The sequence below is a fragment of the Methylobacterium sp. E-041 genome (assembly GCF_022829665.1).
GTDB lineage: Bacteria > Pseudomonadota > Alphaproteobacteria > Rhizobiales > Beijerinckiaceae > Methylobacterium.
This window is the reverse complement of record NZ_JAKSYQ010000181.1, coordinates 134,355-155,558: the sequence shown is the minus strand read 5'-3', so window position 1 is coordinate 155,558 and position 21,204 is coordinate 134,355. Positions and strand designations below refer to the sequence as shown.

The 21,204-nt window shown below is 68.7% G+C and carries 18 protein-coding genes and 1 riboswitch; of the genes, 11 read left to right on the top strand and 7 right to left on the bottom strand.

The window, feature by feature from the left end:
- Positions 1 to 48 precede the first annotated feature (48 nt).
- Positions 49 to 1,674, top strand: coding sequence for an ABC-F family ATP-binding cassette domain-containing protein (locus MKK70_RS17735; protein WP_147859688.1), 1,626 nt, complete (start codon positions 49 to 51; stop codon positions 1,672 to 1,674).
- Between the two features lie 197 nt (positions 1,675 to 1,871).
- Complete coding sequence (gene flaF, locus MKK70_RS17730; RefSeq protein ID WP_147727251.1) at positions 1,872 to 2,234, top strand: flagellar biosynthesis regulator FlaF; 363 nt, start codon at positions 1,872 to 1,874, stop codon at positions 2,232 to 2,234.
- A 164-nt stretch (positions 2,235 to 2,398) separates the two neighbouring features.
- Here the strand turns inward: flaF and MKK70_RS17725 are convergent, their stop codons facing one another.
- The gene (locus MKK70_RS17725) at positions 2,399 to 2,689 is read right to left on the bottom strand and encodes a hypothetical protein (RefSeq protein WP_147727250.1); all 291 of its coding nucleotides are present in this window, start codon (positions 2,687 to 2,689) and stop codon (positions 2,399 to 2,401) included.
- Between the two features lie 365 nt (positions 2,690 to 3,054).
- The gene (gene thiC / locus MKK70_RS17720) at positions 3,055 to 4,944 is read right to left on the bottom strand and encodes a phosphomethylpyrimidine synthase ThiC (RefSeq protein ID WP_147727249.1); all 1,890 of its coding nucleotides are present in this window, start codon (positions 4,942 to 4,944) and stop codon (positions 3,055 to 3,057) included.
- A 75-nt stretch (positions 4,945 to 5,019) separates the two neighbouring features.
- Positions 5,020 to 5,128: riboswitch (TPP riboswitch) on the bottom strand.
- 118 nt (positions 5,129 to 5,246) lie between these two features.
- Here thiC and MKK70_RS17715 point away from each other — a divergent pair.
- The 3 genes from MKK70_RS17715 to MKK70_RS17705 all read left to right on the top strand — a co-directional run bounded on the left by MKK70_RS17715 (position 5,247) and on the right by MKK70_RS17705 (position 7,727).
- Positions 5,247 to 6,080, top strand: coding sequence for an alpha/beta hydrolase (locus tag MKK70_RS17715; protein WP_243949192.1), 834 nt, complete (start codon positions 5,247 to 5,249; stop codon positions 6,078 to 6,080).
- Positions 6,081 to 6,147: 67 nt separating this feature from the next.
- The gene (locus MKK70_RS17710) at positions 6,148 to 6,516 is read left to right on the top strand and encodes an HNH endonuclease (RefSeq protein ID WP_147842303.1); all 369 of its coding nucleotides are present in this window, start codon (positions 6,148 to 6,150) and stop codon (positions 6,514 to 6,516) included.
- Between the two features lie 125 nt (positions 6,517 to 6,641).
- Entirely contained in the window at positions 6,642 to 7,727 is a 1,086-nt protein-coding gene (locus tag MKK70_RS17705) for an acyltransferase family protein (protein WP_243949191.1), read from the top strand.
- Between the two features lie 29 nt (positions 7,728 to 7,756).
- On the opposite strand, the gene MKK70_RS17700 is transcribed toward MKK70_RS17705, so the two are convergent.
- Positions 7,757 to 8,008, bottom strand: a complete 252-nt coding sequence (locus MKK70_RS17700) for a PilZ domain-containing protein (RefSeq protein WP_243949190.1) — start codon at positions 8,006 to 8,008, stop codon at positions 7,757 to 7,759.
- A 271-nt stretch (positions 8,009 to 8,279) separates the two neighbouring features.
- On the opposite strand from MKK70_RS17700, the gene MKK70_RS17695 reads away from it, so the two are divergent.
- Entirely contained in the window at positions 8,280 to 10,478 is a 2,199-nt protein-coding gene (locus tag MKK70_RS17695) for a transglycosylase domain-containing protein (protein ID WP_243949189.1), read from the top strand.
- Between the two features lie 93 nt (positions 10,479 to 10,571).
- Here MKK70_RS17695 and MKK70_RS17690 read toward each other — a convergent pair whose 3' ends face one another.
- Positions 10,572 to 10,949, bottom strand: coding sequence for a flagellar biosynthesis repressor FlbT (locus MKK70_RS17690; RefSeq protein ID WP_147729760.1), 378 nt, complete (start codon positions 10,947 to 10,949; stop codon positions 10,572 to 10,574).
- Positions 10,950 to 11,159: 210 nt separating this feature from the next.
- Between MKK70_RS17690 and MKK70_RS17685 the strand changes: the two genes are divergently transcribed.
- From MKK70_RS17685 to MKK70_RS31085, 5 genes are all read left to right on the top strand, one after another.
- Positions 11,160 to 12,350, top strand: a complete 1,191-nt coding sequence (locus tag MKK70_RS17685; RefSeq protein WP_243949188.1) for a flagellin — start codon at positions 11,160 to 11,162, stop codon at positions 12,348 to 12,350.
- A 204-nt stretch (positions 12,351 to 12,554) separates the two neighbouring features.
- Positions 12,555 to 13,751 (top strand): flagellin, encoded by a 1,197-nt coding sequence (locus MKK70_RS17680; protein ID WP_147842360.1) that lies wholly within the window; start codon positions 12,555 to 12,557, stop codon positions 13,749 to 13,751.
- Positions 13,752 to 13,890: 139 nt separating this feature from the next.
- Positions 13,891 to 16,062 carry a tetratricopeptide repeat protein gene (locus MKK70_RS17675; protein ID WP_243949186.1) on the top strand — a complete coding sequence of 724 codons (2,172 nt, stop codon included), beginning with the start codon at positions 13,891 to 13,893 and terminating at the stop codon, positions 16,060 to 16,062.
- On the top strand, positions 16,020 to 16,961 hold the full coding sequence (locus tag MKK70_RS17670; RefSeq protein WP_243949184.1) for a radical SAM/SPASM domain-containing protein: 942 nt from the start codon (positions 16,020 to 16,022) through the stop codon (positions 16,959 to 16,961). Before MKK70_RS17675 ends, MKK70_RS17670 begins: the two co-directional genes overlap by 43 nt.
- Positions 16,874 to 17,104 carry an SPASM domain-containing protein gene (locus MKK70_RS31085; protein WP_409568290.1) on the top strand — a complete coding sequence of 77 codons (231 nt, stop codon included), beginning with the start codon at positions 16,874 to 16,876 and terminating at the stop codon, positions 17,102 to 17,104. Before MKK70_RS17670 ends, MKK70_RS31085 begins: the two co-directional genes overlap by 88 nt.
- A gap of 4 nt (positions 17,105 to 17,108) precedes the next feature.
- Here the strand turns inward: MKK70_RS31085 and MKK70_RS17665 are convergent, their stop codons facing one another.
- Genes MKK70_RS17665 through MKK70_RS17655 form a run of 3 tightly spaced genes read right to left on the bottom strand, consistent with a single transcriptional unit; the run spans position 17,109 to position 21,169 of the window.
- Entirely contained in the window at positions 17,109 to 18,254 is a 1,146-nt protein-coding gene (locus tag MKK70_RS17665) for an FkbM family methyltransferase (protein ID WP_243949183.1), read from the bottom strand.
- Positions 18,255 to 18,260: 6 nt separating this feature from the next.
- The gene (locus tag MKK70_RS17660; protein ID WP_243949181.1) at positions 18,261 to 19,310 is read right to left on the bottom strand and encodes an NAD-dependent epimerase/dehydratase family protein; all 1,050 of its coding nucleotides are present in this window, start codon (positions 19,308 to 19,310) and stop codon (positions 18,261 to 18,263) included.
- The gene (locus MKK70_RS17655) at positions 19,307 to 21,169 is read right to left on the bottom strand and encodes a thiamine pyrophosphate-binding protein (RefSeq protein WP_243949179.1); all 1,863 of its coding nucleotides are present in this window, start codon (positions 21,167 to 21,169) and stop codon (positions 19,307 to 19,309) included. The genes MKK70_RS17660 and MKK70_RS17655 overlap by 4 nt, the downstream gene beginning before the upstream one ends.
- Between the last annotated feature and the right edge of the window lie 35 nt (positions 21,170 to 21,204).

Genomic DNA, 21,204 nt, shown 5'->3' with positions numbered 1-21,204 from the left:
GGTAGGGAGTGGGGGAGCGCCCCCGCTCCCGGCCCGTGACCCCCCATCATGCTGCAGATCGAAGACCTCACCTTCAACATGTGGGGGCGGCGCTTCTTCACGAAGGCCAGCGTGGCGATCCCGCCGGGGGCCAAGGTCGGCATCGTCGGCCGCAACGGCGTCGGCAAGTCGACGCTCTTCAAGATCATCCTCGGTGCGTTCCAGCCGGATTCCGGAACGGTGTTCCTGCCGAAGACGGCGCGCATCGGCTCGGTCGACCAGGAGCACCCGGCGACGCCGGTCAGCCTGATCGACACGATCCTCGCGGCCGACGTCGAGCGCGACGGCCTCTATGCCGAGCTGGAGACCGCCGAGCCCGAGCGCATGGGCGAGATCTACGGCCGGCTGATCGAGATCGACGCCGACCGGGCGCCCGCCCGCGCCGGCGAGATCCTGGCCGGCCTCGGCTTCTCGGTGGCCGACCTCGAGCGGCCGATGTCGGAGTTCTCCGGCGGCTGGCGGATGCGGGTGGCGCTCGCCGCCGCCCTGTTCGCCGCCCCCGAGATGCTGCTGCTCGACGAGCCGACGAACTATCTCGACCTCGAAGGCGCACTCTGGCTCGAGGCGCGGCTCAAGCGCTACCCGCACTCGGCGCTGATCATCAGCCACGACCGCGAGCTGCTGAACAACTCCGTCGACGCGATCCTGCACGTCGCCAACGGGCAGCTCGAGCTCTACACCGGCGGCTACGACGACTTCGAGCGGCGCCGCGCCGAGAAGGCGAGGCTCCAGCTCTCGGCCAAGGCCAAGCAGGACGCCGAGCGCGCCCACCTGCAGAGCTTCATCGACCGCTTCAAGGCCAAGGCCTCGAAGGCCGCGCAGGCGCAGTCGCGGGTCAAGCGCCTGGCCAAGCTCGAGCCGATCGCCACCACGATCGAGGAGCACGTCGCGCCGTTCCATCTGCCGTCGCCGAAGCGCCCGCTGGCGCCGCCGCTGATGCACCTCACCGACGTCGAGGTCGGCTACGGCGACGATCCCGCAATCCTGCGCGGCCTGAACCTGACGCTCGACATCGACGATCGCATCGGCCTGCTCGGCGTCAACGGCGCCGGCAAGTCGACCTTCGCGAAGATGGCGGCCGGCGCGCTCGACATCCGCTCGGGGCGGATGACGCGCGAAGGGCGGGTGCAGGTCGGCTGGTTCCACCAGCACCAGATCGAGGCGATGGACCCGAAGGATACGCCGCTGGCCATCATCCGCCGCGAGCGGCCCGAGGACGGCGAGTCGGCCCGCCGAGGCAAGCTCGCGAGCTTCGGCCTCGCCTACGAGAAGCAGGAGACCACGGTCGATGCGCTGTCGGGCGGCGAGCGGGCGCGGCTGCTGCTGAACCTCGTGGCGATGCGGGCGCCACACCTGCTGATCCTCGACGAGCCGACCAACCACCTCGACATCGACAGTCGCCGGGCGCTGCTCGACGCGCTGAACGACTACGAGGGCGCCGTCATCCTCATCACCCACGACCGCTCGCTGATGGAGCTCGTGGCCGACCGCCTCTGGCTCGCGGCTGACAACACCGTGAAGCCGTTTCCCGGCGACATGGACGACTACGCGAAGTTCGTCCTCGACCGCTCCCGCGCCGGCAAGAGCGCGCCGGGACAGGGGCGCGAGAAGAAGGGCAAGAAGCGGGCTGCGTGATCCTTAGGCGGGATCATGATAGGAACGATCGAATACAGTCGATCGTTCCGCTGCGGCGCCGTCCGGCCGACGCGGTGCTTGAACAATCGCTCGGGCGGCCGATGCAATTCTCGTCCGCGGCGCTTACCCTATGTTAAGGCGCGCGCTGCCATAACCCCACCCCGTGCCCGCCGGCCTGCGGGTGGAGCGTCAGACCGATGAGTTTCGCCGCCAACGCCTACACGAGAACCGCGAACAGCGTCCTCAGCCCGCGCGAGGCGGAAGCCGCCGTGCTGATCAAGGCGGCCCAGCAGCTTCAGATGGTCAAGGACGACTGGACCAACCAGTCCGCCAACCTGAACAAGGCGCTGAACTTCAATCAGAAGGTCTGGACGCTCCTGGCAGGCGCCGCGACGGCGCCCGAGAGCCCGCTTCCGATCGCGATCAAGAACAACATCGGCCAGCTCTCGGTCTTCGTGTTCCGGCGGATCATCGACACGCTGATCGAGCCGGGCGCCGACAAGCTCTCGGCGCTGATCAACATCAACCAGCAGATCGCCGCCGGCCTGCGCTCCTCGTAGGCCGCGCCGGATCGGCGGACGCGACCGGGCACGGGACGCGGCGCGTCCCGTCGCCTCGGCTTCGGCGACCCGGTCTCGACAGGCATGGCGACGCAAAAAAGGGCCGAGGCGCACAGCCCCGGCCCTTTCGTTCCGCTCGGCGTCACGACCGGCGGAGGCGCCGCTCACGCCTCGCGATCGACGGGCTTGTCGGCCGTCCTGCGCTCCGCCTGAGCCTCGGCGTAGGCGCGCGACCGCAGCACCGACACGTCCGGAAGCTGGACCAGCACCGCACCGGTGCCGGGATCGAGCACCTGATACACGACGCTCTTCGTATCCCGGTCGATGGTGATGCGCCGCTCGTCGTTGGTCCGATCCGACGCGGCGTCGCCGCGCGACCGTCCGTCATCGGAGACCGCAGCGCCGCTGCGATCGCTTCTGCCGATGTCGACGCGAACGGCCGGATCGAGCGCCACCGGAGCCGCCGCCTCGATGAGTCTGGCAGGCTGGACGACGGGCGGTGCGCTCAGGCGCGTCGGCGTCGGGGGTGTCACTTCGAAGGTACTCATCGCGCACCTCTACGGGTCCCGTTGCGGCATGAGACCAGAAGCCGTGCGGCGCGTGAATCGTATCTTAAGACTTCGCCCCGGTACCCGACTGAGCGGGATCATCCTGAAGAATCAGGCAACGACGCGGATCGAATTTTAACGGTTCGCCCCGGCATGCGCCGCGTTCCCGGGGCCCGGTCGAGCGGATGCGAGGCCTTGGAAGCGATCCGCCCCCGCGCGCCTGTCGGCGGGCGGGGGCGGAGCGCTCGGTCATGCGTCCCAGTGTGGCGCCGTCACTCGGCGGCGTCGACGTAGAGCTTGCCGCCCTCGGCCAGGAACTCGCGCGACTTCTCCGCCATCCCGGCCTCGCGCTCGGCGCTGGTGAGGATCGGCGCTGTGTTGAGCACCTCGCCGGCGGCCTCCATCGCCAGCACCTCGGCGCGCAGGTCCTGCGTGATCTTCATCGAGCAGAACTTCGGCCCGCACATCGAGCAGAAATGCGCGACCTTGTGGGCGTCCTTGGGCAGGGTCTCGTCGTGGTAGGCGCGCGCCGTGTCCGGGTCGAGGCCGAGGTTGAACTGGTCCTCCCACCGGAAGTCGAAGCGGGCCTTCGACAGGGCGTCGTCGCGCAGCTGCGCCGCCGGGTGGCCCTTGGCCAGATCCGCGGCGTGGGCGGCGATCTTGTAGGTGATGACGCCGGTCTTCACGTCGTCGCGGTTGGGCAGCCCGAGATGCTCCTTGGGCGTGACGTAGCAGAGCATCGCGCAGCCGAACCAGCCGATCATCGCCGCGCCGATGCCGGAGGTGATGTGGTCGTAGCCCGGCGCGATGTCGGTGGTCAGCGGGCCGAGGGTGTAGAACGGCGCCTCGCCGCACTCGGCGAGCTGCTTCTCCATGTTGACCTTGACCTTGTGCATCGGCACGTGGCCCGGCCCCTCGATCATCGTCTGGCAGCCCTTGTTCCAGGCGATCTTGGTCAGCTCGCCCAGCGTCTCGAGCTCGGCGAACTGCGCCGCGTCGTTCGCGTCGGCGATCGAGCCGGGGCGGAGGCCGTCGCCGAGCGAGAACGAGACGTCGTAGGCGCGGCAGATGTCGCAGATCTCCTCGAAGCGCTCGTAGAGGAACGATTCGCGGTGCCCGGCCAAGCACCAGCGCGCCATGATCGAGCCGCCGCGCGACACGATGCCGGTGACGCGCCGCGCGGTGAGCGGCACGTGGGCGAGGCGGACGCCGGCATGGATCGTGAAGTAGTCGATGCCCTGCTCGGCCTGCTCGATGAGCGTGTCCTTGAACACCTCCCAGTCGAGCTTGAGCGGATCGCCGCCGACCTTCTCGAGCGCCTGGTAGATCGGCACCGTGCCGATCGGCACCGGCGAGTTGCGAATGATCCACGAGCGGATGTTGTGGATGTTGCGGCCGGTCGACAGGTCCATCACCGTGTCGGCGCCCCAGCGGATCGACCAGACCAGCTTCTCCACCTCTTCCGCCGCCGACGAGGTGACGGCCGAGTTGCCGATGTTGGCGTTGATCTTCACCAGGAAGTTCCGGCCGATCGCCATCGGCTCCAGCTCGGTGTGGTTGATGTTGGCCGGGATGATCGCCCGGCCGCGGGCGACCTCGTCGCGCACGAACTCGGGCGTGATGAACGGCGGCACCGAGGCGCCGAAGCTCTCGCCATCGGCGAGCGCCGCGTGCGCCCGGTCGAGCATCTGCTCGCGGCACAGGTTCTCGCGGTGGGCGACGTAGATCATCTCCTCGGTGACGATCCCGGCGCGGGCGAACTCGTACTGCGTCACCATCTGGCCCGGGCCGGCCTTGCGGATCGTCCGCTCGGCGGGGCAGGGGGCCACCAGCTTGTCGGCCGGCACGAAGCCGTTGTCCTCGGGCTTCACGATGCGCGGCTGCACGGCGGCGTAGTCGCGCTTGGCGATCCACGGGTCGCGCAGGGTCGGCAGGCCCTTGGCGAGGTCGATGCGGGCGTCGGTCTCGGTGTAGGGGCCGGACGGGTCGTAGACCCGCACCGCCGGCTCGTTCGGGTCGGTCAGCACGATCTCGCGGAACGGCACCCGGATGTCCTCCCGGCCGGCCACGCTCGCGTAGACCTTGCGCGAGCCGGTCACCGGACCCGTGGTCACGGTCTCGGGACTTCCCTTGACGTCTTTGGACAGGACGGGCGCGTTCATCGAGTGGGTCTCCCGGCTTTGGGGCGACCCGGCACGCGTCGATGGAGATGCGATGAAGCGGCAGACGCCGGGATCGGCGCCGCAGGTTCCCGTCCCTCCGCCGGTACGAGCCGGATCAGGTTCAAGGGTCAGGACGTCGCGTCCACTCTCAGCCCCCGGTTGCGGGGCCCCCCTCGGAATGGTTCGAATCTCCGCGTGCCGCCGGACTTTGTCAATGCGCGCGACAGACCATGCCGGGACGGACGGCTGCCGGCGTCGCCGCGGAACGGTTAGGGTCCGCCCGCGAGACCCGGCGGAGACCCATGCGCATCCTGCTCGTCCTAGCGGCCGCCGCCATCGTCTTCGGCGGCCCCATCGCCGCGCTGGCCGTCTTCCAGCGCAACCTGCTCTACCCGGGCGCCTTCATCGCCGGCCCGCGCGCACGCCTGCCGGTGCCGCCGGGCACCGAAGCGATCTCGCTCGTCACCGCCGACGACGAGCGCCTGCATGCCCTGTGGCGGGCGCCGCGCCCCGGCTGCGGCGTCGTGGTCAGCTTCCACGGCAACGGCTCGCGCCCCGAGCCCGCGGCCGCGCGCTTCGCCGCCGCGCCCTGGTCCGGCGCCGGATGGGGCGTGCTGGCGATCGCCTATCGCGGCTATCCCGGATCGACCGGCACGCCGACGGAGGAGGGGCTGATCGCCGACGGGCTCGCGGCCGTCGCCGAGGCCGCGCGGCGGGCGCCCGGCGCTCCGATCCTGCTGCACGGTCATTCCCTCGGCGCCGCGGTCGCGGTCGCCGTGGCGGAGCGGGTGCCGCATCTCGGGCTCTACCTCGAGGCGCCGTTCGATTCGCTGCCCGGCATCGTGCGCCTCGCCTTCCCCTACGCGCCGACCACTCTGCTGCGCGATACCTGGCGCTCCGATGCGCGCATCGCGCGGGCCGGCGGGCCGGTGCTGATCGTCCACGGCACGGCGGACGGCGTCGTGCCGGTGAAGCTCGGGCGCCGCCTCGCCACCGCGGCGGGCGCGAGCGCCCGCTTCGAGGCGGTCGCCGGCGACCACGTCTCGGTGCTCGGAACCCGCGATCGCCTGGCCGAAACCCTGTTCGGCGACCGCGTCCGGCCGGGCTGCCCGGCGCTCGCCGCAGCGACGCCTTGACGCCGCGCCGCGGTTTTCCCGCAATCCCATATCGCCGGTCGGACCCGATGCGAACGGAGGCGAGGCGGTGGGGCGACGCGAGCGGCGCTGGCGCGAGGACGATCCCGAGACGCAGGCGCGCAGCCCCGAGCCGGTGATCTGCCCGCTCTGCGAGCGCCCGATCCCGCCCCGCGCCCGCTCGAGCCTGCATCACCTCGTGCCGAAGCTGAAGGGCGGCACCCACGGCACCACCGTGCGGCTGCACCAGGTCTGCCACTCGGCGATCCATGCCCGGCACAGCGAAGCCGAGCTCGCCCGGCGCCTCGCCGACGTCGGCGCGCTCCGCGCCGAGCCGGAGATCGCGCGCTTCATCGCCTGGGTGCGGACCAAGCCCGACGACTTCCACGCTGCCACGCGGATGACGCGGGACCGTCGCTCGGCCAAGCGCAAGAGCTGACGCCGGGCCCCGGAGCGGATTCACCCCGCGTTCGCCATGCCGCGCGATGGCGCTGCGGGGCTCAGGCGGCCTTTACGCATCCCGCCCAAGGGTTGCGCCGACGGGGCGACCGGGCGGAGGCGGTGATGGCGGGGGCGGCGGGCACGGCGGGGCCGGGGGATGCGATGCGTCTCGCCTGGGTCGACGTCGCCAAGGGCATCTGCATCCTCCTCGTGGTGATGATGCATTCCACCCTCGGCACCGGCGAGGCGATGGACGGCGAGGGTTTCCTCCACACGGTGGTGAGCTTCGCGAAGCCGTTCCGGATCCCGGACTTCTTCCTGCTGTCGGGCCTGTTCGTCGGCCGGGTGATCGACCGCGACTGGCGCTTGTTCGCCGACCGGCGTGTCGTCCACTTCGCCTACTTCTACGGGCTCTGGGTCGTCGTCCAGTCGCTCGCGAAGTATCCGGCGATCGTCGGCGAGGCCGGGCCCGACGCCTTCGCGGCCCATCTCGTCCACGCGCTGATCGAGCCGTACGCGACGCTGTGGTTCATCTACCTGCTCGCGGTGTTCTCCGTGGTGACCAAGCTGCTGCGCCGCGTGCCGGCGGCGGTGCTCCTGGCCGGCGCCGCCCTGCTGCAGGTCGTGCCGATCGCGACCCCTTCCTATCTCGCGGAGGAGTTCTGCGCCCGCTACGTCTACTTCGTGGCCGGATACCTGTTCGCCGGGCGCATCTTCGCCTTGGCCGACCGGGTCGCGCGCAACCCGGGGGCGGCCTGTGCCGGGCTGATGCTCTGGGCGGGGATCGAGGCGTGGCTCGCCTTCACGCCCTCGCAACTGCCGGGGTACCCGACGCTCGCCAGCCTGCCGCTGGTCAGCCTGATCCTCGGCGGCGCCGGCGCGCTCGCCATCGTCGCCGGCGCCGCCCTGCTGACGTCGGCCGGGGGGCCGGTCACCGCGGCGTTGCGCGCCTGCGGGCAACGCTCGATCGTGATCTACCTCGCGTTCTTCCTGCCGATGGCGGTCACGCGGACGCTGCTGGTCAAGGTCGGGCTGATCGACGATGTCGGCCTCGCCAGCCTGACGGTGATGGTCGTCGCCGTGATCGTGCCGCTCGCCCTGGAGCGCGCGGTCCGCGGCACCGCCCTCCGCTTCCTGTTCGCCCGCCCGAAGGCGTTCCGCATCGCGAGGGCCCGGCAGGCCCCCGCTCCGGCGCTGCAGCCGGCCTGAGCCGGGGCGCGCCGGTTTCGCGGTCCGTCTCAGCCTTCGAACCGTACTCCCAGCCGCCGACCCTCGCGCCGGACGACGCGACAGCGCCGCAGCGGCTCGTAGGCGGTCACCCGCAGCGTGAACCGATCGGGGGCGACGATCTCGGCCGCGACCTCGATCTGCGCGCCGGTCTCGGAGACGTCCCAGACCAGGCATTCGCAGGGCTCCCCGCATTCGTCCGCGATCAGGCTCGCCACCTGGAAGGCGTCCTTGCGCGGGGTGCTGCGTCGATTGTCGCTCATGGCATCACCCCAAGGTCGAAGGCGGAGCGCATCTTGCGCGCAATCGCTTAGCAAAAGCCGCGTCCGGCGCCAAAAACCCCGTGAACTCGGCGACGCTGGGCCGCATCGCGGAGCGCGAACGCCAAGTTCCTGATCGTCAACGGGTTCTGAAAATCGGCGGTTAACATCCCTTAAACCCGCCGCATTTACCGTGCGGAACCGGACCTCCGACGATCGCCGCCGCACCGCCTTCGCAGGGCATCTCGGACGGGCCTCAGGACAGACGGGACGCATGGCGAACGGACGCGGACGGGACGGCCGGGGCGAACCGAACTTCGACGTGCCCGAGGGGCGCGGCGCGGGTCGGGGCGGCGCGGACCTTCGCCTGTCGCGGGCCGATCGCCCGGGAGGCGGCGTGGCCAGCAGAAGCCGAGACAGCGAGGACGCGGGCAGCCGCCGGGCGAAGCCGGCCGCCAAGGGCGGCGCGCGGCGTGGCGCTTCGTCGAAGAAGGTCCGGCGGCGCTCGCTGCTCGGGCGCGTGGTCTACGCCGGCTGGGTGCTCGGCCTGTGGGCGGTGGTCGGGATCGCCGGCCTGATCGCCTACCATGCCTCCCAGCTTCCGCCGATCGACCAGCTCGCGGTGCCCAAGCGCCCGCCGAACATCGCGATTCTCGCTTCCGACGGCTCGCTGCTCGCCAACCGCGGCGAGACCGGCGGTCGCGTCGTCGGCATCAAGGAGCTGCCGAGCTACCTGCCGCGCGCCTTCGTGGCGATCGAGGACCGGCGCTTCTACAGCCATTTCGGCGTCGACCCGGTCGGCATCCTGCGCGCCATCGGCCAGAACCTGACGCGCCGCGGCGTCGCCCAGGGCGGCTCGACCCTGACGCAGCAGCTCGCCAAGAACCTGTTCCTGACGCCCGAGCGGTCGGCCTCGCGCAAGATCCAGGAGGCGATCCTCGCCCTGTGGCTCGAGCACAAGTACAGCAAGGACGAGCTGCTCGAGCTCTACCTGAACCGGGTCTACTTCGGCGCCGGCGCCTACGGCGTCGAGGCGGCGGCGCAGCGCTACTTCGGCAAGCCGGCCAAGACCGTCAGCGTCGCGGAAGCCGCGATGCTCGGCGGCCTCGTCCAGGCGCCCTCGCGGCTGGCGCCGAACCGCAACCTGCCGGCGGCCCAGGCGCGCGCCGCCCAGGTGGTCGCGGCGATGCAGGAGCTCGGCTTCATCACCGCCCAGGACGCCAAGGTGGCGCTCGCCCAGCCGGCCCGGCCGGCGAGCACCCGCGGCGGCGGCTCGGCGAACTACGTCGCCGATCTCGTGATGGACGTGCTCGACGACTTCGTCGGCACGATCGAGGGCGACATCGTCGTGCAGACCACGGTCGACACCAACCTTCAGGCGACCGCCGAGAAGGCGCTCGTCGACGAGCTGAACGCCAAGGGCGGCCGCTACAACGTCGGCCAGGGCGCGCTGGTCTCGATGCGGCCGGACGGCGCGATCCGCGCGCTGATCGGCGGGCGCGACTACGCGCAGAGCCAGTTCAACCGCGCCACCACCGCCAAGCGCCAGCCCGGCTCCTCGTTTAAGCCGTTCGTCTACCTCGCCGCGGTCGAGCGCGGCGCGACGCCGGACACGGTGAAGGAGGACGCGCCGATCAAGATCGGCAACTGGCAGCCGGAGAACTACTCGCACCAGTACGAGGGCCCGGTCACGCTGCGGACCGCGCTCGCCCTGTCGCTCAACACCGTCGCGGTGCGCCTTGGCCAGGAGGTCGGCGCCAAGGCGGTGGTGCAGACCGCGCAGCGCCTCGGCATCACCTCGGCGCTGCAGGCCAACGGCTCGATCGCGCTCGGCACCTCCGAGGTGACGCCGCTGGAGATGGTCGGCGCCTACAGCGCCTTCGCCAACGGCGGCACCGGCGTGATCCCCTACGTCGTCGCCGGCGTGAAGGCTGCCGACGGCAAGGTGCTGTACAAGCGCGGGGAGGGCGCCCTCGGCCGCGTCATCGATCCGAACGCCGTCGGCATGATGAACGCGATGATGCACGAGACCTTCGTGATCGGCACCGCCAAGAAGGGCGACATCCCGGGCTGGGACCTCGCCGGCAAGACCGGCACCAGCCAGGATTTCCGCGATGCCTGGTTCATCGGCTATTCCGGCAGCCTGGTCACCGGGATCTGGCTCGGCAACGACGACGGCGAGCCGACCAAGAAGGCGTCGGGCGGCAACCTGCCGGTCGAGATCTGGAAGTCCTACATGAGCGTCGCGCTGAAGGGCCAGACGCCGGTGCCGTTGCCCGGCCTCAACCGCTGGCGCAAGGCGCCCGAGACGACTGCCTCGGTGGCGAGCGCGCCGAGCCCGGGCAACATCCTCGGCCAGATCTTCGGCGAGCCCCCGGCGCCGGCGCCCCGCCCGAATGCGGCCCGCCGTCCGGCGGCCCGCGACTCGGACGACCGCAACTTCATCGAGAAGCTGTTCGGCATCGGCGAGTGACGTGAGCGGACGGCTCGGCCGGCGCCCGCGTCGCGCGGCGGACCTGGCCCCCGAGGCGTCGCGCTGCGCGACGCCTCGCTCGGGCGGACGCCCTCAGGCGGCCAGCTCCTCCTCGTAGGCGATGAGCTTCCGCCCGGTCTTGATCGCCAGGTGGTACTGCTTGGCCGCGACCGCGTCGTGGATCGCCACGAGATACGGGGCCGCGCCCGGGATCGTCTTCAGGATCTCGGTCGACTGCATCACGAACAGGTTCTCCGCCTCCGCCGGATCGTCGGCGAGATAGATCACCTGCAGGGTCACGCAGAGCTTCTTGCACGGCGTGTCGGCGTCCGCCTCGCGGATGATCTCGCTCTCGCGCAGGAACTTGCACTGGGTCTCGACGAGGAAGACCGACCGCCGATCGCCGTTCCGGATCAGCGCCCCGTTGATGATCAGCCGCTCCGCGGGCTTCAGCTCGATGCGTAGGGCCATGCCGGCAACTCCATTCTAGAGACGCCACGACCATCGACACGATCTGTTAATGTTGTTTGAACTCTCATCGCTTAATTGGGCGCAATACACCCTGCACACCCGCGATATGCCGGATTCGACCGGTCGATTTAACGCGTCGGTAGGTGGCGACATGTTTCTTCGTGAGGCCGGCAGAAAGCCGGTCTTCTGATCAAATATGGATCTCACCTCATGTCCGGCGTCTCCCTCACCGCTGCTACCCGCCAGAACCTGCTCTCGCTGCAGGACACGGCGTCCTTGTCCTCGACCACCCAGAACCGTCTTTCCACCGGCAAGAAGGTCTCCTCGGCCCTCGACAACCCGGTCAACTTCTTCACCGCGCAGAGCCTGTCGAACCGCTCCTCGGACCTCGGCACCCTGCTCGACAGCATCTCGAATGGCGTGCAGACGATCCAGGCGGCCAACACGGGTCTGACCTCGATCCAGAAGCTGGTGGACTCGGCCAAGTCGACCGCCAACCAGGCGCTCGCCACGCAGATCACCACCAGCGGAACGGCTGGCACTGGCTTCTCGGCCACTACCGGCTCGGTCAACCTTCTCGTCAACGGCTCGGCGGTTCCGGTCTCGCTGACCGCCAGCGACACCATCGACACGGCCATCACCAAGCTGAACACCGCGGTCAGCGCTCAGGGCGCAGGCAACGCGTTCACCAAGGATGCCACGGGTACCAAGCTCGTCGTCAACGCTACGGCTGACATCGAGTTTTCGGCGCCTGCCGACCAGACCGCGCTTGGCTTTGCCAGCGGCGCCGCTAATGCGGGTCCTCTGTACACAGCTTCGGCGGCCGGGCAGAGCTCCAACCTGACGGTGACCGGCGTCAAGGAGCGGGCCTCCCTGTCGAAGCAGTACAACAGCCTGCTGACCCAGATCGATCAGCTCGCCAAGGACTCGAGCTTCAACGGCACCAACCTGCTGTCGAGCAGCGCGGCTTCGAACAAGCTGCACATCTCGTTCAACGAGAAGGACACCTCGAACCTCGACGTCCAGGGTGTCGATGCCACTTCCGGCGGTCTCAACCTGACGGCGATCACTGGCAACTCTGGTTCGACGGCGGACGGCAAGGGCAGCTTCCTTCTCGATGCCTCAGTCACCGCTACGCTCAGCAGCCTGACGAGCGCCTCCACAACGCTGCGTTCGCAGGCCTCGACCTTCGGCTCGAACCTGTCGGTGGTGCAGAACCGTCAGGACTTCACCAAGAACCTCCAGAACGTGCTCGACACCGGCGCCTCCAAGCTCACCGATGCCGACCTCAACGAGGAGGCCGCGAATTCCCAGGCCCTGTCGACCCGCCAGTCGCTCGGCATCTCGGCCCTCTCGCTGGCCAACCAGGCCCAGCAGGGCGTGCTTCAGCTCCTCCGCTAAGCAACCACCCACCATCACGACGCGACGAAGCGGCCGGGGCATCGCCCCGGCCGCTTTTTCTTTTTTGTCCGCGATGCGTCTTCGATCGTCGATCTTCCCTAATCACGCGCGCAGTCAGCCGAAATCTCAGACTTCATTAACCGGAATGCAAGGAACGGCGTGCTTAGTTAACCCTAACATCGCCTAAGCAAGACGGATCATCCCATGTCCTCGGAAGTCACGCTCTCTGCCGCCACGCGCCAGAACCTGCTCTCGCTGCAGGATACGGCGGCGCTCTCGTCGACGACGCAGAACCGTCTTTCCACCGGCAAGAAGGTCTCCTCGGCCCTCGACAACCCGGTCAACTTCTTCACCGCGCAGAGCCTGTCGAACCGCTCCTCGGATCTCGGCACCCTGCTCGACAGCATCTCCAACGGTGTGCAGACGATCCAGGCGGCCAACCAGGGCCTGACCTCGATCCAGAAGCTCGTGGACTCGGCCAAGTCGACCGCCAACCAGGCACTCGCCACGCAGCTCAACACGAGCGGAACAGCCGGTGCCGCCTTCTCCGCCGCTGCCGGCACGATCAATTTGCAGGTCAACGGCACCGCGGTCTCGACCACGCTGACCGCCAGCGACACCATCGACACGACCATCGCCAAGCTGAACGCGGTGGTCGGTCCCCAGGGCGCGGGCAACGCGTTCAGCAAGGACACGACCGGCACGAAGATCGTCGTCAGCGCCAGCGCCGACCTCGAGTTCTCGACGCCCGGCGACCAGACCGCGCTCGGCTTCACCAGCGGCACCGCCAACTCCGGTCCCCAATACGGCACCACCTCGACGGCGGGTCAGAGCTCGAACCTGACGGTGACCGGGGTCAAGGAGCGCGCGGCCCTCGCCAAGCAGTACAACAGCCTGCTGACGCAGATCGACCAGCTCGCCAAGGACTCGAGCTTCAACGGCACCAATCTGCTGTCGAGCAGCGCCACCACCAACAAGCTGCACATCTCGTTCAACGAGAAGGACACCTCGAACCTCGACGTGCAGGGCGTCGATGCTACCTCGGTCGGCCTCAGCCTCACGGCGATCACCGGCAACTCCGGTGCATCCTCGAATGGGCAGGGCAACTTCCTGATCGACAACGACGTCAAGACGACGCTCACCAGCCTGACGAACGCGTCCTCGACCCTGCGCTCGCAGGCCTCGACCTTCGGCTCGAACCTGTCGGTGGTGCAGAACCGTCAGGACTTCACCAAGAACCTCCAGAACGTGCTCGACACCGGCGCCTCCAAGCTCACCGATGCCGACCTTAACGAGGAGGCCGCGAACTCCCAGGCGCTGTCGACCCGCCAGTCGCTCGGCATCTCGGCCCTCTCGCTGGCCAATACCGCGCAGCAGGGCATCCTCCAGCTCCTGCGGTAGGCTGCGCCCACGCGCGTTCGGAGCGAGGTCGGGGCATCGCCCCGGCCTTTTTTCATGCGTGAGGCCCGGCGGCGATCGGGGGCGAGGCCGGAACGGTTCGTTAACCATCGCAACGCGACTGTCGCGCGGGGGAGGCATCATGGCCCGACGCACGAATCATCGCGACCTGCCGGTCGCGTCCCAGCGACGATCCTCGACCGCGAGGCTGCTGAAGGATGCCTCGCTCGAGCAGCGCGCCGGACGGCTCGCGGCGGCCGAGCGGCAGTATCGCCGGGTGCTGGATGCCGACCCGCAGAACGCCGAAGCCAATTACAAGCTCGGCATCATTGCGAGCCAGACCGATCGCGTCGCGCTGGCGGTGCCGCATTTCGCGGCCGCGTTGAAGGCGGGGCCGGACCAGCCGCATTACTGGCTCTCGCTCGCCACCGCCCTGCTCGGCGCCCGCCGGGTCGGCGACGCCCGCTCCGTGCTCGAGCGCTTCCGCGAGAAGCGCTTCGCCGATGCCGAGACCCAGGCGACGCTGACGGCGCTGATCGCCAACCTGTTCACCGAGGCGCACCAGCATTACGAGGACCGGCTGTTCAAGGACGCCGAGCCGCTGATCGACATGATCGTGATGCTCGACGAGGGCCACGTCGAAGCGCTCCACATGGCCGGCAGCATCGCCGCGCAGACGAACCGCCTGACCCTCGCCGTCGACCTCCTGCAGATCGCCGTCTCCCTCGACGACGACGCGCCGGTGATCAAGGGCAACCTCGGCACGATCCTCGCGCGCCAGGGACGCTACGGTGAGGCGAATGCCTGCTTCGACCGATCGATCGAGATCGATCCGAACAACCCGAACACCTTCAGCAACTTCGGGGTCGCCCTGCGCAAGCAGGGCCGCCTCCGCGACGCGATCGACCGCTTCGACGAGGCGCTTCGGCTTTGCCCCGACTTCGCGCAAGCCCACAGCAACCGCGGAAGCGCCCTGATGGACATGGGCCTGCTCGACGAGGCCATCGCCGCCTACGACGAGGCGCTGCGGATCGACCCGAGCCTATCCTTCGTCCACAGCAACCGCCTGTTCACCAAGCTGTACTCCGCCGACTATACCGCCGAGGAACGCTTCGCCGACGCCCAGGCCTTCGGCCTTCGGTTCGCTGATCCGCTGCTGCGCCGCCGCCCGTTCGCGAACGATCGCGATCCCGAGCGCCGCCTGCGGGTCGGTTTCGTCTCGGGCGATTTTCGCGAGCACGCGGTCAACTACTTCTTCGAGCCTGCGCTGCACCGGTTCGATACGACGCAGATCGAGACCTTCGCCTTCTCCAACACGGTGAACGAGGATGCGGCGACGGAGCGCCTCAAGGCGAGCTTCGCCCACTGGCACTGCCTGTGCGGCCTCACCGACGACGAGGCGGCAGACCTGATCGAGGCGGAGGCGATCGACATCCTCGTCGACCTGTCCGGCCACACGGCCGAGAACCGCATCCTCGTCTTCGCCCGCAAGCCCGCCCCGATCCAGGTCGGCTGGATCGGCTATCCCGGAACGACCGGCATGTCGGCGATCGATTATCGCTTCACCGATCTCCACGCCGAACCCCCCGGCGTCGGCGACGACCTCAGCGTCGAGGCGCTTTGGCGCCTCCCGCGCGCCGGCGCGTGCTACCAGGCCCCCGCGGCCTCGCTGCCGCTGGCCGATCATCCGCCCTCGGAAGACAACGGCTACGTCACCTTCGGCTGCTTCAACCGCTTCACCAAGGTCAGCGACGCCGCGCTCGAAGCCTGGGGCCGCATCCTCCACCGGGTCCCGGGCTCGAAGCTGCTCCTCGAGATCGCCGACGTGGACGAGCCGGCGACCGCGCGCCACGTCGCGGCGCGGCTTGAGCGCCTCGGCGTCCCGCTCGACCGCACGATCCTGAAGGCGCGTTCGCCGAGCAACCGCTACGTCCTCTATAACCAGATCGACATCGCCCTCGACCCGTTTCCCTACAATGGCGGCACGTCGAGCCTCGATACGCTCTGGATGGGCGTGCCGTTCATCGCCCTGGAAGGGAGCCACTTCGTGGCCCGGATGGGCCATTCGATCCTGACGAATGCAGGCCTGCCGGAACTCAGCGCTCCGACCGTCGACGCGTATGTGGATCTTGCCAGCCGTTTGGCCGAGGATGCGGGGTGGTTGCGGTCCATCCGCCACGATCTTCGCGGCCGCTTCGCAGCGAGTCCGCACATGGATCATCGTCTTCTGGCGGACGACGTCGTCGCGGCTTGGCGCATGATGTGGCGGGCATGGATTGCGAAGTCCGCCACGTCGGTCGTCTCGGAAGCATGATGTCGATGTCGACGTCTTCGGTTGCCTATCGATCTCTCCGCGGTGGCCCTCGGACCAACCTCGCCGATCTCGTCCCATTGCCGGCGCCGTTCACGGTCTATCTCGAGCCGACGAACATCTGCAACTTCAAGTGCTCGTACTGCCCGGTGCATTTCGATGATTACGCGGAGCGAAGCGGTGGCCTCAGCCGTTTGACATTGGAAGACTGTACGCGCGTCTTCCGTGATATCCTGGCGCTCGGCCGTCTTCGGACGCTCAACTTATATATGCTGGGTGAGCCGTTCGCGAACAAGCGGCTGCCGGAGTTCATCTCACTGGCGAAGCAACTTGACGTCGCTGATCGCGTCATCGTGACCACGAACGCCACATTGATCGACGAAGCGATGGCACGTCGCACGATCGAAAGTCGGCTCGATTATCTCCGGGTGTCGATCTACGGCACCTCCAACTCGCGGTCGGCACAGGTCACGGGCTCGAAGATCCCCCTCAACCGCATCGTCGCGAACGTGACACGGCTGAAGTCGATCCGGGACGAACGAGGATCGGCTTGGCCGCATATCTACGTGAAGATGATCGACGCCGGTGATGCGGAAGACAATAAGCGCTTTCTCGAGCTGTTCGGGCCGATCTCGGACCAGGCTGCCGTCGAGCCTGCGATGAACTGGAATCTTCCGAAAGACGAGGTCAATCTATCCGGACCCCATGAAAATCTCGACGCGGAGCATTTCAGGCACAAGAAGACGGCGTGCCCGTTTCCGTTCTACTCGCTCGTCGTCAACGCCGATCTCCGTGTCACGGTCTGCTGCGTCGATTGGGAGAAGGCACCGAGATCGGCAACTTGCGTGATCAGACGCTTCAGCAGATCTGGCACGGCGAGGCGCTTCGCGATTTTCGCTTGAAGCATCTCCAAGGTGAACGCCACAACATCGAAGCCTGCCGGTCGTGCACCTTCCTCCATACCGCGCCGGACAATCTCGACGCCGTGTCGCCAGCAACGTTCCTGGATCGCGAGACAAAGACGGCCGCTTCGGCCGCGGGATGATCGTCTATTTCGGCTCATCCGGCATCACGTAGACGACCGTGTCGAAGCCATGGTGGCCATGTTGCCTGAGGCGGAAATGCGGGCGATCGTAGAGGCTGGCGATGATCCGCGGGATGTCCCATAGGTCCGAGGGACGATGGTAGACGCTGACGGCGATCGTCGGCCGCCGCGCCAGAAGCTCTGCCATGCCCTGCAGGGCGTCGCGTTCCGCCCCCTCGATATCGAGCTTCACGTAGACGTCGCCGGTGCAACTGACGGCGTCGTCCAATCTGACCACTTGGATGTCCGTCGTAGAGGTGCTTGCCGCAACGAAGTCCTGCGAGCCCAAGACGCGCGACGCTTCGCCGTCGCCGTCGGTGAATTGAACGGTCTCGTTCGCATCGGAAAGCCCCGCCTTGATCAAGGTGTAGCGGCCGAGCGTTGTGCGATGCCTTCGGGCGGTCTCGACGAGAGCTGCCATGTTCCGCTCGTCCGGTTCGAAAGCGATCCAGTCGTATACGGAGACGTCGTGCGCGAGCAGCGTCTCCAGCGTGTCTCCCGTATAGGCTCCGCCATCGACGAAGGTGATGGGTTGATTGAAGATGGGGAGGAAGGCGGGAACGTATGCGTCCGATGCGCAGAGTTCGGGATGGCGCCGTGGGTCGGTCGAAAGCCGATAGTCGAGCAGTGCGAGCAAGAGAGCCTGGCTCTCGGCGTCGCCCAGCCGATCGTGGAGCGCTTCGATATCGTCGAGCCGATCGAGCGTCGCAGCGGGTGGTGCGAGCCAATAGTTGTCGAGCGAGAATCCGGGTATCGTATACAGATCTGTCGGGAAGAGGACTTGGGCGAAACCGCGCGCAATGGCCCATTCTGCGATGGAGCGCGATGGCACGTAGTGATTCATCAATCCATGCACGTAGGCCGATCCTTCGATCTCGGCATCGCCGAGATCGTCGGGATGGCGGCACGGCAGGCCGTCGACGGTCGATCGCTCGCGCCCGGTCCGGTCGACGAAGCCCAGGACCGGCACGTCGCGCCGCACGAGCTCGCGCGCGATCCGCCTGCCGAAGCCGCCGGCGCCGTAGATGTGACAGCCCCGCCCGACACCCGCGAAATCCTGCTCGGGGACGGCGAGGCGCCGGCGAAGGTTGGCAAACGCGGTTCCGCTCATCACGGCCTATCCTGTTCGGCGTGCGGCATCGGCGGTCCGGCGGATCGCCTGGTCGAGGGGGGTCCAGACGTCCAGGCCGAGGTCGCACCGGGCCTTGTCGATCGACGGGACGTAGCGGTTGCGGTCGGCGCCGGCGCTGGGGAGGCCTTGGATCGCGACGCCGCGGCTCGACGGAATCTCCGCGGCGACCGCGGCCGCCAGGTCGGCGATGCTGATCGGCTGGTCCGAGCCGACGTTGTAGGCCGTGCCGGGCATGCCGCGCACGAGGAGCGTCGTCAGCCAGCCCGCCAGATCCGCCGCGTAGAGGTAGGAGCGGACCGGCTGCCCATCGCCCGAGACGACGATCGTCCGCCCATCCAGGGCGTCGCGGATGAAGTTGCCGATGGCGAAATGCCCGTCGAGCGGCAATCCCGGCCCGACGAAGGCGAAGGCCCGCGCGATCACGGCGGCCGTCGCCGTCCGGGCGGAGACGATCGCGCACATCTGCTCGGCGAGCCGCTTGGCCTGCCCGTAGGCCGAGCGTGGATCGAGCGGATCGCAGGCGCCGGGATGATTTTCCGGAATCGCCGCGAGGTCCGGCGGTTGGCGGCCGTAGACTGCGCCGGAGCTGACGTAGAGGAAGCGGCCCACCTCCGCAGCGGTCGCGAAGTCGAGGACGCGCCGCGTGCCCTCGGTGATCGACGCGATCAACGTCATCGGATCGCGATCCGCCGCCGCGCTCGTGTCCGTCGCCGCGTGGATCACATGGGTGAAACGTCCGGCCGGAAAGGCGAAGGACTGCACGTCGCCGGCGATCAGCCGGACGCAGTCGAGTTGCGCGAGATCGGGCGAGGCGCGAAGGAACCCGCCGGGATCGCGCGAGAGGACGGTGACCGTGAGATCGATCGGCAACGTGGTTCGCGCGCGCGCCAGCAGCGCGAGCAACCCTCGCCCGAAGAAGCCGGTCCCGCCGGTGAGGAAGATCGAGGCACGATCGAGTTCGGCGAGCGCCGGGGCCACGCGGGCGATCACCGCATCGAGATCGCCCGAGGCGATGCCGCCGAAGTCGTCGCTCACGCGGGTGCGCGCCGGACGATCAGGTGCTCGGGCACGGTCTCCGAGGCCGGATCGAGCGGAACGATCATGTTGGCGCGGAACTCGTCGCGCGGCAGCAGCGGCGACATGTCCTCCAGCGGCATCGAGCGCATCGATCCGTCGGCCTGGGGCAGGGCCGCCGATTTCGGGAACAGCGCCTCGGTCTCGATCACGCGCACGTCGACGAGGAGCGGCCCCGGGTGATCGAGCGCGCGGCGGATGCCGTCGCGCAGGTCGGCGACGTCCGAGATCGCGAACGCGTCCCAGCCGAAGGTCTTGGCCAGCGCGACGAGATCGGGGATGTCGAGCTTGGCCTGCGGCCCGCTGCCGACGTAGCGGCCCTCGAAGTAGTTGCGCTGCGTCGTGCGGATCGAGGCGTAGCCGTTGTTGTTGAACACGAACATCCGAACCGGCATCCCGAAGCTGGCAATCGTCTGCAGTTCCTGCACGTTCATCATCAGCGAGCCGTCGCTCTCGATCCCGACGAAGGGCCGGCGGTCGGACGCCATGTAGGCGCCGATCATCGCCGGCAGGCCGTAGCCCATCGCGCCGAGACCCGAGGTCAGGAACACCCGCTGGCCCGGCTTGTTCTGGAAGCCGGTGTGGAAGAACTCGACCGCCAGGCCGGAGCTTCCGGTGACGATCAGGCCGTCCTCCGGCAGTTCCTCGGACAGCATCTGGGTCAGGTGGAAATGGCCGATCGGCCCTTCTGTCGGGAAGGGCGCGCCGTCGTTGATCGGATAGCGCCGCTTCCAGTCGGCGCAGCGCGCGAGCCAGCCGGACCGGTCGACCGGCGCGGCCTCGCGCGTCCGCGGCAGGAGCCGTCCGATGAAGTCGCGCGCGTCGGCCTCGATCCTCAAGGAGAAGCCGGCATTCTCCGAGAACTTGGCCAGCTCGGCGGCATCGACGTCGACGACGACCTTCTGCGCGTGGCGGCCGAACTTGGCCGGGTTGTGCGCGGTGACGACGTTGTCGAGGCGCGCGCCGATCGCGATCACGAGGTCGGCGTTCTGGACCGCGAAGTTCGGCGCGCGCAGCGCCACCGTGCCGGGCTTGCCGACGCTCAGGGGATGGGCCGCCGGGATCAGGTCGGCGGCGTTCCACGTCGTCACCACCGGGATCTGCAACGTCTCGTAGAGCTCGCGGAACGCGCCCGCCGCCTCCGCCAGGCGGATGCCGTGCCCCGCCAGGATGATCGGCCGCTCCGCCCGCGCCACCATGCCCATCACGGCATCCAGCTGCGCCTCGGTCGGGCCGGTGCTCGCGTCGGGCGACGGCGGCGCGAAGCCGGCGAGCGCGGCGACGTCGATCGTAGCGTTCTGCACGTCCAGCGGAATGTCGAGCCAGACCGGCCCGCGCCGCCCCGTCGTCGCGCGGTGCACCGCCTCCTCGAGATGCCGGCGGATCGCCGCCGGCTCCATCACCGTCGCGGCGTATTTGGTGATCGGCCGCACGATCGAGACGATGTCGACCTCCTGCGGCCCCATCTGCCGGACGCCGCTCGCGCCGATGAGGTCGTCGCGCTTCACCTGTCCCGAGATGATCAGCAGCGGCACGGACTCGATCCAGGCGCCGGCGCATCCGGTGATGGCGTTCGTCGCCCCCGGGCCCGTCGTCACCAGGGCGCAGCCGAGGCGCCCGTTCACCCGCGCATAGGCTTCGGCCGCGATGGCCGAGGCCTGCTCGTGATGGTTCGGGACGTAGGTCAGGGTGGGGCAGGCGCCGACGGCGTCGACGAGGTACATCGCGCCGCCGCCGGGCACGAGGAAGACGCAGCCGACCCCTTGGGCGGCCACGAACTCCGCGACGTAATCGGCCAGGCGCCGGAGATGGGTGGTCATCGCGGGTGGGTCTCTCGGTGGTGCGGCAGGCTCGA

Bases quoted from the DNA above. Each gene is read 5' to 3' on its own strand.
- MKK70_RS17655 (WP_243949179.1), bottom strand. From the start codon at position 21,169: ATGACCACCCATCTCCGGCGCCTGGCCGATTACGTCGCGGAGTTCGTG.
- MKK70_RS17700 (WP_243949190.1), bottom strand. From the start codon at position 8,008: ATGAGCGACAATCGACGCAGCACCCCGCGCAAGGACGCCTTCCAGGTG.
- MKK70_RS17690 (WP_147729760.1), bottom strand. From the start codon at position 10,949: ATGGCCCTACGCATCGAGCTGAAGCCCGCGGAGCGGCTGATCATCAAC.
- MKK70_RS17695 (WP_243949189.1), top strand. From the start codon at position 8,280: ATGGCGAACGGACGCGGACGGGACGGCCGGGGCGAACCGAACTTCGAC.
- MKK70_RS17665 (WP_243949183.1), bottom strand. From the start codon at position 18,254: ATGAGCGGAACCGCGTTTGCCAACCTTCGCCGGCGCCTCGCCGTCCCC.
- MKK70_RS17670 (WP_243949184.1), top strand. From the start codon at position 16,020: ATGGATTGCGAAGTCCGCCACGTCGGTCGTCTCGGAAGCATGATGTCG.
- MKK70_RS17685 (WP_243949188.1), top strand. From the start codon at position 11,160: ATGTCCGGCGTCTCCCTCACCGCTGCTACCCGCCAGAACCTGCTCTCG.
- MKK70_RS17735 (WP_147859688.1), top strand. From the start codon at position 49: ATGCTGCAGATCGAAGACCTCACCTTCAACATGTGGGGGCGGCGCTTC.
- MKK70_RS17715 (WP_243949192.1), top strand. From the start codon at position 5,247: ATGCGCATCCTGCTCGTCCTAGCGGCCGCCGCCATCGTCTTCGGCGGC.
- MKK70_RS17680 (WP_147842360.1), top strand. From the start codon at position 12,555: ATGTCCTCGGAAGTCACGCTCTCTGCCGCCACGCGCCAGAACCTGCTC.
- flaF (WP_147727251.1), top strand. From the start codon at position 1,872: ATGAGTTTCGCCGCCAACGCCTACACGAGAACCGCGAACAGCGTCCTC.
- thiC (WP_147727249.1), bottom strand. From the start codon at position 4,944: ATGAACGCGCCCGTCCTGTCCAAAGACGTCAAGGGAAGTCCCGAGACC.
- MKK70_RS17675 (WP_243949186.1), top strand. From the start codon at position 13,891: ATGGCCCGACGCACGAATCATCGCGACCTGCCGGTCGCGTCCCAGCGA.
- MKK70_RS17705 (WP_243949191.1), top strand. From the start codon at position 6,642: ATGGCGGGGGCGGCGGGCACGGCGGGGCCGGGGGATGCGATGCGTCTC.